The sequence below is a fragment of the Streptomyces sp. MB09-02B genome (genome assembly GCF_033794485.1).
Lineage (GTDB): Bacteria > Actinomycetota > Actinomycetes > Streptomycetales > Streptomycetaceae > Streptomyces.
Genome location: NZ_JARGEE010000346.1, coordinates 1 through 9,819, shown reverse-complemented (window position 1 = coordinate 9,819; position 9,819 = coordinate 1). Strand labels below are relative to the sequence as shown.

Here is a 9,819-nt window from a genome sequence, read left to right as displayed (position 1 = left end):
CGCGAAGAGAGGGCACGTGGGGGTGGGGGGAGGGGTGCCGTCGGCCGGAATCAGTCGGTCGACGGGAAGCGGTACGGCATGGGAATCTCGAAATGTACGGTGGCGACGCCCGGTCCGTGCTCGCCTGTGGTGCGGGCGTCGAACACCTCCTTCGACAGGCTGCGCCAGAAGGCTTCCGCACCCTCGACCTTGACGTTGGTGTGCAGGTAGATCCGCTCGTAGCCCGGTGTGTCCGCGATGAAGGCACAGGCCGTGTCCACCAGCGTGCGGGCCAGCCCCCGGCGCCGGTGCTCGGGTCGTACGTATACGCGCACCAGCTGAGCGGTGGTCCCCGACGGGTACTCCTCGGCCAGCCAGCGCGGGTGCGGGGGGTGGGCGGGGCCCGTGGATCGCACTCCCGTCGTGGCGACCACCTCGCCGTCGTGGACGGCCACGAGGAGCAGGTGCCGCTGGTTGTCGAAGTACGTGCCCCTGAGGTCCATCACGTCCCGGTGCCATCGGGGCACGTATCCGTATCCGAACTCCCTGTAGAAGGTGTCGAACATGACGCTGCGCGCGCCGTCCATGTCGGCAAGTGTCGCGGGACGCACGGTATATGCGGGGTGCGCGGTCTCGCTCACGGTGTCTCCTGTCTGGCATGTGCGTGTTTGCGTGCACGCCTGTTCGGCGGGTGCCGTCCGCGCGACAGTCGGTCGCGCTGCCCAGGCCGACTCTACCGAATTAAATGGAAACGATTTTCATGTGTGTGGACTCGTGCCTGGCCGTCTAACACTCGATGATGTTCACCGCCAGACCGCCCCTGGCCGTCTCCTTGTACTTGACCTTCATGTCGGCGCCGGTCTCCTTCATGGTCTTGATGACCTTGTCGAGGGAGACGTGGTGACGCCCGTCGCCGCGCAGCGCCATACGGGCGGCGGTGACGGCCTTCACCGCGGCGATGCCGTTGCGTTCGATGCAGGGGATCTGGACGAGGCCGCCGACGGGGTCGCAGGTGAGGCCGAGGTTGTGTTCCATGCCGATCTCGGCGGCGTTCTCGACCTGTTCGGGGGAGCCGCCCAGCACCTCCGCCAGCGCGCCCGCCGCCATGGAGCAGGCGGAGCCGACCTCGCCCTGGCAGCCGACCTCGGCGCCGGAGATGGAGGCGTTCTCCTTGAAGAGGATGCCGATCGCGCCGGCGGCGAGGAGGAAGCGGACGATGCCGTCGTCGTCGGCGCCGGGCACGAAGTCGCTGTAGTAGTGCAGGACGGCGGGGATGATGCCGGCCGCGCCGTTCGTCGGCGCGGTCACCACGCGGCGGCCGGAGGCGTTCTCCTCGTTGACGGCCATCGCGTAGAGGGTGACCCACTCCATCGCGTGCCACCGCGGTTCGCCCTGGGCGCGCAGGGACCTGGCTGAGGACGCGGCGCGGCGGCGGACCTCGAGTCCGCCCGGCAGGATGCCCTCGCGCGACAGGCCGGCCCGCACGCACTCCCGCATCACAGCCCAGATCTTCAACAGGCCGTCGCGTATCTCCTGTTCGCCGCGCCATGCCCGCTCGTTCTCCAGCATCAGGCCGGAGACGGAGTGGCCTGTTTCGCGGCAGCGCCGCAGCAACTCGTCGCCGGTGGAGAAGGGGTACTTGAGGACGGTGGTGTCGGGCGTGACGCGGTCCGCGCCGATGGCCTCCTCGTCGACGACGAAGCCTCCGCCCACCGAGTAGTACGTCTTCTTCAGCAACGTGATGCCGCCCGCGTCGTGGGCGGCGAGGGTCATGCCGTTGGGGTGGTGGGGCAGCGAGCGGCGCCGGTGCAGGACCAGGTCGACGCCGGGGTCGAAGTCGATGGTGTGGGTGCCGCGGAGGTTGAGGCGGCGGGTGCGGGTGATGCGTTCGACGTCGGGGTCGGCTCGATCGACGTCGACGGTTTCGGGCGAGTGCCCTTCCAGGCCGAGGACGACGGCCTTCGGCGTGCCGTGGCCGTGGCCGGTCGCGCCGAGCGAGCCGAACAGTTCCGCGCGCACACCGGTCGTGTCGGCCAGGAGACCTTCCGCGGCCAGACGCTCGGCGAACAGACGGGCGGCGCGCATGGGACCGACCGTGTGGGAGGAGGAGGGGCCGATGCCGATGGAGAAGAGGTCGAAGACACTGACGGCCACGAGGGCCCTCCTTGTCGATGAGGGATATGGGACGCATGTGGGCGGTGGGTGAGGTGCGCTGCCGGGTCGGGGCCGCTCGTCAGGGCGGGACGGTGCGGTGGACCGGCAGCGGTCCGGGAGCGGTGGGGTTCAGACGCGGGGACGACGGATCCAGCGTGCGACCTTGATGGCCATGTGGAGTTCCAGTCGTGCGGGACCTTCCAAGGGGTCGGTGCCGATGGCGTCCTTGATGCGGCCCAGCCGGTAGTAGAGGCTGGTGCGGTGAAGATGGAGGCGGCCGGCGACCTCGTTGACGCTCGTGCTGTCGTAGTAGATCTCCAGGGTGTGGAGAAGTTCGCCGGTCGCGTCCGCGGCCAGGAGCCGCTCGTAGAGCTCGGACTGCTGAAGGGCGTCCCGGCGCAGGTTCCTCGCCAGGAAGCGGTACGGCCCGGCGCTGTCCCAGTCGGTCAGCGGGCCGAGCTCGGGGTCGACGGCTGACGCCTGGGCGGCGACGACGGCCTGCTCGTAGGCGTCGGGGAGCCGGTCGAGGGCCTTCAGGGGACTGCTGACTCCGACGAACACCGCGGGTGGTGTCCCGGAGTGGGCCACGGTGCTGGAGACCGCGGCGGCGAGGTCGTGGTGGAGCTGCTGTGGCGTGTCGGCGCCGAAGCTGGAGCGGACCAGGACGGTGGTGTGCGTGTCCTGCACGGCCGAGGCCAGCACGTGGCTGTGAGCGGCCAGGGTCTGGTGCAGGGCCACGCGCAGTTGGGCCCCCTCGGTGTCGCCCCGGCGTCGCGTGTCGCCGTGGGCGGTGGGCAGGCATACGAGGACGTGCACGGTGTCGAGCGCGTACAGCCCCGGCCAGGACCTGAGGTCGTCCAGTGCGGCGGGGTCGCCCTGGCAGGCATGCTGAAAGGCGGCCTCGCGGTTGCGGCGCTCCTCCAGTTGCGGGTTGGCCTTCTCGTACTGCAGCGCGGCCAGGGCGTCGATCTGTTCGCCGAGCCGGGAGAGCTGTTCCAGAAGAGCTTCGGCGGACCAGGTGTCGTCGGACTGCAGGATCCACAGGGTGCCGGTCTTCACACTGTGATGCACGAGGGGCACGCAGAGGCGGGCTCGCATACCGAGGTCCGGGTTGGGCGGTACTTCCACGGGCCGGGTGGCGCGCGCGACGCCGTGCTGGTTCTCCCAGGCGCGGATGTCGTCGGGCACGGAGCGGGTCAGCAGGGAACGGATACGCGCTTCGTCGGCACGGCCCTGTTGGGCGCTGTAGGTGACCAGACGACCGCTGAGGTCGTCGACCGAGACGCCCTTGCCGAGCGCGACGGCGATCTCGTCGACGATGTCCTGGATGTCGCTGTTGTTCATGCCGCCGTGTTCCTGGAGGGTCTCGGGTGCGTGCTTCAGGCTAGGACCGCGACGGGGGGAGCGCTCGACCATCGCGCTGGCGGACAGCCCACAGGTCCGGTCCGAGGCTTGCGCGCAGTTCGGCCGCTCCGTCGGTCGTGGCGGCGCCTCGGTCGGTCAGGGAGCGGTGGATGAGCGCGGCGACGTGGGCCATGGCGGAGGCGTCTGCTCCGCGGCGGACGATCTCCTGGGTGCCCAGCCGGATGCCCTGAGCGGGCGTGTCGGGCAGCTGCCAGGGAAGACGGCAGGTGCCGGCGTAGATGCCGTGCGCGGCCAGGCGGGCGACAGCGGCGCCTCCTCCGCCCAGGGCGGTCGCGTCGACGACGATCTGATGGGTGCGGGTGTGGCCGCGGTCGGCACCGAGGACCGCATAGCCGTGGTCGGACAGGTGCGCACCCAGGTGTTGCGCGGCGGTGATGGTCGGCGCGGCCCAGGACGGCTGCTGTTCGGCGGCCTCGGCTGCGGCGATGGCCAGGGGACCGAGCCTGGCCGGGTCGTAGTTGGAGCTGAGGACCGGGTAGGCGGCGTGGGACACGGCCTCGGCGAGCCGCGGGTCGTCGGTGACGGCGGCGCCACCGGCGGGCCCCGCGAAGGTCTTGTAGGTGGAGAAGGTGACGACGTGGGCGCCCTCGGCGAGCGGGTCCTGCACGAATCCGGCGGCGATGAGCCCGGCGGTGTGCGAGGCGTCGTAGGCCAGCAGGGCGCCCACGCGGTCAGCGGCCTCGCGCAGCGGGCCGAGCTCATGGGGGAAGAGGGTGACGCTGCCCCCGACCAGGATCAGCTTGGGCCGGTGCGTGGCGAGGAAGACGTCCAGGGGACCGGCGTCGACATCCAGGTCGGTGCCGCTGTACGGCAGGTGGACGACGTGCAGACCGCGCACCCCGGCGGTGGCGTGGGCGTGGTGGCTGGCGTGCCCGCCGGCCTCCGGCGAGAGGACCGCGATGGTGTCCCCCGGCCGGGTGAAGGCGCTGTACAGGGCGAGGTTCGCCATGGTCGCGGTCAGGAAGCGGACCTCGGCGTACCGGGCGCGCATCGCCCGTGCCACCTGGGTGGTCGCGATGACTTCGAGCGCCTCGATCTCCTCGACACCGGTCTGGAGCTTGCCGCCCGGCCAGCCCAGCGCCGGACGCGTGGACAGGGCGCCGTCGTGGGCGGCGCGGACCGCGGGGGACAGGACGTTCGTGCCGGCGTAGAGCACGAGGCCGTCGGTGGTCACGCGGTGGTGGTGGGCGTCCAGGACGCGGCTGACAGCGGCGGTGACGGCCGCCCCGCCTTCCTCACGGTGCAGCGTCTCCAGTTCGTGCAGCCGCATGCGGCTTGCGGCATCTGCCCAGGGAGCGATGGCGGAGGACAGGTGGTCGTTCACGCGGGGGAGCTCCTTGAGGTTCGGGGAGGAGGCGGGCTGCCGCCGTGGTTCGGCAGCCCGCCGGGTGCGGGCCGAGGGGAGGGGCCCGCGCGTCGCCGGTGGTGGCGGCGACAGCCGTGAGGGTCAGTCCGCGAGCTGCGCCGCGGGCTCCTCGCCCGCGCTCGTGGCGACCGTCGGGGTGACGGCTGCCCGTGTGGCCCGCGCCGCGGCCGCCTCTCTGACGGCGATCTTCGGACGCGCGTACAGGTAGCCGCCGATCAGGGCACCGGCCCACACGGGCAGGGCGTAGAGGGCGATGCGGTTGTCCTCATCGAAACCGAGGATCACCGTGACGAAGGTCAGGAAGGCGATCACGAGCCAGCTGAGCGGAGTGGCGAGGGGCAGCTTGAACCAGCTCTCGTGGACCTCGCCGCGGGCCACGCGACGGCGGTAGATCATGTGGCAGACGATGATGACCAGCCAGCTCCAGATCGCGCCCAAGGTGGCGACGGAGGAGATGTACACGAACGCCTGGTCGGGGACGACCGCGTTGACCAGGACGCCGAGCATCATCGCGGCGCCGGAGGCCAGGATGGCGGCGGCGGGCACGTGGCCCTTGTTGACAGCGGCGAACCGGCCCGGGGCGACGCCGTCGGAGGCGAGGCGCTTGAGCAGCCGGCCGTTGCTGAACAGGCCCGAGCTGCAGGAGGACAGTGCCGAGGTGAGGACGACGAAGTTCATGATGCTGCCCGCGGCCGGCAGGCCGATGTGGGTCAGGGCCTTCACGAACGGGCTCTCGCCCGCGCTGAACTCGGTCCAGGGGAACAGCGTCAGCAGGACCAGCAGCGAGCCGACGTAGAAGATGCCGATCCGCCAGGGGATGGAGTTGATGGCCTTGGGCAGGACGGTGTCACGGTTCTTCGTCTCGGCGGCCGTCATGCCGATCAGCTCGACGCCCTGGTAGGAGAAGACCACGATCTGGAAGGCGAGCAGGACCGCCATCCAACCGTGGGGAGCCGCACCGCCGTGGTCCCACAGGTGGGCGAGGCTGCTGTTCCGGCCGGCGTCGCCGATGCTGAACACGGCGACGAGCGTGCCGCCGACGATGAGGGCCAGGATGGCGGCGATCTTGATGGAGGCGAACCAGAACTCCGCCTCGCCGAAGGCGCCCACCTTCAGGAGATTCAGCAGCACCAGTGCCACGAGGACGACGAACGCCGTGACGTACTGGGGTATGGAGGGGAACCACCAGTGGACGTAGATGCCCGCGGCGGTGATCTCGGCCATGCCGATGATGGTCCACGTCGTCCAGTAGCCCCAGCCGGTGATGAAGCCGTAGGCCGGGCCCATGAACTCGCGGGCGTACTCGGCGAAGCTGCCGCTGACCGGGCGGTAGATCAGCAGCTCGCCGAGGGCACGCATGATGATGTAGATGAACACGCCGGTGATGGCGTAGACGGCGATGAGGGCGGGGCCGGCCTTGGCGATGCCGCCGCCGGCACCCAGGAAGAGACCCACACCGATGGCACCGCCGACGGCGATCATCCGGATGTGACGCTTGTTGAGGCTCTGCGCGAGTCCGTCATCGGTGAGTTCGACGCCGCGGACCGGCGGCTGGGGAGCAGGGGTACCCATGGAAGTGCTCCTTCGGGTACGGCGGGGCCGTCGAGGTGACAGGCGCCGCCGTGAGCGGAGTTGAGGATTCAGAAACCGGGTGGGGTCCGGGGCTACGGCGACGCCTGTCGGACGTCGTTGTCGAGGTGACGCGGTGTGCGCGGGGGTGGTGCGCGGGTGGGTCAGGCCGGGTAGGCGATGGTGAAGCTCTTGTGCTGGGTGAAGCTCTCCAGAGCACCGTCCACGGAGTACTCACGGCCGAGGCCTGACTGCTTGATGCCGCCGTAGGCCATGCCGGGGATCTGGCCGCCACCGCGGTTGATCTGGATCCATCCGGCTTCCAGCCGGTGGGCGGTGCGCAGTGCCTGGTCGATGTTCTTCGACCACACGTAGCCGGCCAGTCCGTAGGAGGAGTCGTTGGCCGCGGCCACGACCTCGTCCTCGTCACGCCAGGGGATGACGACCAGGACGGGCCCGAAGACCTCCTCGCGGGTGACGTCCCAGTCGGCTTCGGCGCCGCTGATGACCGTCGGGGCGACGTAGTAGCCGTCCTGGTCGATCGGGCGCTGGACGCCACCGGTGATCAGCTTGCCGCCCTTGTCCAGGGCGGACCGGATGTAGCGGCAGACGGTGGCGTGCTGCTTCTCGCTGACGATGGCGCCGATGTCGGTCTCCTCGTCGAGCGGGTCGCCGATCCTCAACTGGCCCAGCTTGTCGGTCAGTTTGGCGAGGAACGAGTCGAAGACGTCCTCGTGCAGGTACAGGCGGGAGCCGGCGGTGCACGACTGGCCCTGGCGGGTGAAGCGCATGCCCGCGATCACTCCGTCGACGGTGGCGTCGTCGTCGGAGTCGGGGAACACGATGACGGGCGACTTGCCGCCGAGCTCCAGCGTGACCGGCACGATCCGGTCGGCGGCCGCCGCGAGGACGGCCCTGCCGACCCCGGTGGACCCGGTGAACGTCAGCTTGGCGATGCCGGGGTGAGCGGTGAGGGCCGTACCGGCCGACTCTCCCGTGCCGCTGAGGACGTTGAGCACGCCGTCGGGGAGGATCTCCGCGGCCCACTGCGCGACCTTCAGCACGCCCAGCGGGGCGAGCTCGGCGGTCTTGAGAACCAGGGTGTTGCCGGTCGACAGCGCCATGGCGATCTTCAGGGCGGACAGCAGGACCGGAGCGTTCCACGGGACGATGCCGCCCACCACGCCGAGCGGCTCACGCACGGTGTACGACAGCAGCCCGTCACCGAGGGGGAGGGTCTCGCCCTTCTGCTCCGAGGCGACCTGGCCGTAGTAGCGGAAGACGTCCACGGCGGCGGCGGCCTCGCCGCGGGCCTGGGTGCGCAGGGCGTTGCCGGTCTCGGACGCCAGGATCCGGGCCAGCTCCTCCTGGTGCTCGGCGATCCTGTCGCCGAGTTTGATCAGCAGGGCACCGCGCTCGCGGGAGGGCCGGGCACGCCAGGCGGGGAACGCCGCCTCGGCGGCCGCCACCGCACGGGCGACGTCCGAGGCACCGGAAGCCGGTACCCGGGCGATGGTCTCGCGGCGGCCGGGGTTCTCCACCTCGATCCACTCGCCGGAGTCGGCGGGGGCCCAGACTCCGCCGATCAGCTGGTGGACGGCGGGGATGTCGACGGTGGTGCTCACTTGCCGGCCTCCTCGGTCTGGAGACGGACGCCGGCGAAGTCCTCGTAGAACTCGACGACGCTGGTGAAGTCCTTGCCACCGCGGCCCAGTCGGCGGCCGATCGAGAAGAGGTCGCGCACGGCGTTCGACAGCGGAAGCGGAATGGGACCGGAAGCGGCGGAGGACAGGAACAGACCCAGGTCCTTGTGCATGAAGTCCAGCGCGAAGCCGGTGGGCCGCTCGGCGGTGAACAGGGTGCGCGGGAAGTAGTTCGACAGCACGTTGCTGTTGGCGGAACTCTTGGTCAGCACACTCACCGCGGTGTCCAGGTCGACGCCCTGGCTCACCGTCGTGGTCAGCGCCTCGCCCAGCGCCGCGATGTTGATCGCCGTGATCAGGTTGTTGGCCAGCTTCACCACCTGTCCGCTACCGCTGTCACCGACCCGTACGACGCTGCCCGCGTACGTGTCCAGCAACGCACGCACCTTCGCCAGCGCGGCCTCTTCACCGCCCACCATGACGGCGAGCGTGCCGGCCTCCGCTCCCTGGACACCGCCGCTGACCGGCGCGTCCAGGAAGCTGAGGCCGGCCGCGGAGGCGGTCGCCGCGAGCCGGCGCGAAGTGTCCGGGTCGATCGTGCTGTGATCCACGATCACCGCACCCTCCTGCGCACACGGCAGGACCTCACCGACCACCGCTTCGACGATCGCGGGCGTGGGCAGGCTCAGGAAGACGACGTCAGCGCCTTCGGCGGCGGTGGCGGCCGACACCGCGGCCCGGGCCCCTGCCTCTACAGCGGCTTCGACGGCGGCGGCGTTCAGGTCGAAAACCGCCACGTCGTGACCGGCCTTCACCAGATGGGCCACCACGCGCCCCCCGATGTTCCCCAGTCCGACAAAGGCGACTGTTGCACTCATCCAAAGCTCCGATCTCAGCTGGCCCCCGGCACCGCCGCGTTGTGCGGACGTAGCCGGAATCCGACGGTGCGCAGACCGTACGGCGGGGCGGAAATCGGTCACCACCGGCAAATGAAGGGAGCTGGACCGCTCGGCTTTCTACATTTGTCGAAACGGGGCGCAGGGCCCGTGCTGACGGAAGTAGGAAGGTCCCTGATCGAGCCTGCCCGGGCGGCCGTGCGGAGTCTGGAGACGGCGCGGGCGGGTGTCGCGGCGGTGCATGAGCTGCGTGCTTGCAGGCGGTGGGGCCGCTGACGAGTTCGGTGGTGCTTTCAGCCGGCGCTGTCGGTGGACCCGTCACTCGGGCGGCAGCGTCTTGCGCTGCTGGTGCCGACCGGTGGCGGATGGTCGAGTACTGGCACTGGCATAGAGCCTGCACTCCGGCACGGAGACCCAATGGGGCGGCATCCTGCCACACGCGGCCGTCCCGGCCGGACGTACCGTGAAATCGCGCGCATCGGCCAGGAGTTGGAGGCGACGGGGTCGCTCGTCGGGGACTCACCCAGGACGCGGAGGTCACCCGGGCCTACTCCCGCCGGACCACATGGCACATGGAGAAGTACCCGCTGCAGGCGCACCCGGACGGCCGCCTCGACAAGTCGGCCTACCACGGCTTCCTCGACCCGTTCTCCTCCGCGTCGCAGCCGGGGAGGCGACTCCACCTCGGCGTGGCCGCCACGGCATCCTCGCCAGAACCAGGTGAACGCCCGCCGGAGCGCCGTGCGGTGGCTGAAACCCGAACCGGCCACCCGCCCAGTCCCCGCGC

The 9,819-nt window shown here is 70.5% G+C and carries 8 protein-coding genes and 1 pseudogene; 2 read left to right on the top strand and 7 right to left on the bottom strand.

Annotated features, from left to right (window positions below; all coding sequences use genetic code 11):
- Window positions 1–50: 50 nt before the first annotated feature.
- From P1P70_RS33765 to P1P70_RS33735, 7 genes are all read right to left on the bottom strand, one after another.
- Window positions 51–566, bottom strand: a complete 516-nt coding sequence (locus P1P70_RS33765; protein WP_319244616.1) for a GNAT family N-acetyltransferase — start codon at window positions 564–566, stop codon at window positions 51–53.
- A 199-nt stretch (window positions 567–765) separates the two neighbouring features.
- Window positions 766–2,133 carry an L-serine ammonia-lyase gene (locus P1P70_RS33760; protein WP_319244614.1) on the bottom strand — a complete coding sequence of 456 codons (1,368 nt, stop codon included), beginning with the start codon at window positions 2,131–2,133 and terminating at the stop codon, window positions 766–768.
- A 129-nt stretch (window positions 2,134–2,262) separates the two neighbouring features.
- Window positions 2,263–3,477, bottom strand: coding sequence for a helix-turn-helix domain-containing protein (locus P1P70_RS33755; protein WP_319244612.1), 1,215 nt, complete (start codon window positions 3,475–3,477; stop codon window positions 2,263–2,265).
- 40 nt (window positions 3,478–3,517) lie between these two features.
- Complete coding sequence (locus P1P70_RS33750; RefSeq protein WP_319244610.1) at window positions 3,518–4,882, bottom strand: hypothetical protein; 1,365 nt, start codon at window positions 4,880–4,882, stop codon at window positions 3,518–3,520.
- Between the two features lie 123 nt (window positions 4,883–5,005).
- Entirely contained in the window at window positions 5,006–6,496 is a 1,491-nt protein-coding gene (locus P1P70_RS33745; protein ID WP_319244608.1) for an amino acid permease, read from the bottom strand.
- A gap of 161 nt (window positions 6,497–6,657) precedes the next feature.
- Complete coding sequence (locus P1P70_RS33740; protein ID WP_319244606.1) at window positions 6,658–8,118, bottom strand: aldehyde dehydrogenase family protein; 1,461 nt, start codon at window positions 8,116–8,118, stop codon at window positions 6,658–6,660.
- Window positions 8,115–9,116, bottom strand: a complete 1,002-nt coding sequence (locus P1P70_RS33735) for an NAD(P)-dependent oxidoreductase (protein ID WP_319244618.1) — start codon at window positions 9,114–9,116, stop codon at window positions 8,115–8,117. Before P1P70_RS33735 ends, P1P70_RS33740 begins: the two co-directional genes overlap by 4 nt.
- Before the next feature lie 54 nt (window positions 9,117–9,170).
- Between P1P70_RS33735 and P1P70_RS33730 the strand changes: the two are divergent.
- Together P1P70_RS33730 and P1P70_RS33725 are read left to right on the top strand one after the other, a co-directional pair.
- Window positions 9,171–9,293 (top strand): annotated as a pseudogene (locus tag P1P70_RS33730) (LysR family transcriptional regulator); the annotation flags it as partial.
- Window positions 9,294–9,604: 311 nt separating this feature from the next.
- Window positions 9,605–9,819: hypothetical protein (locus P1P70_RS33725; RefSeq protein WP_319244604.1), on the top strand; the 215-nt coding region annotated here is incomplete at its 3' end.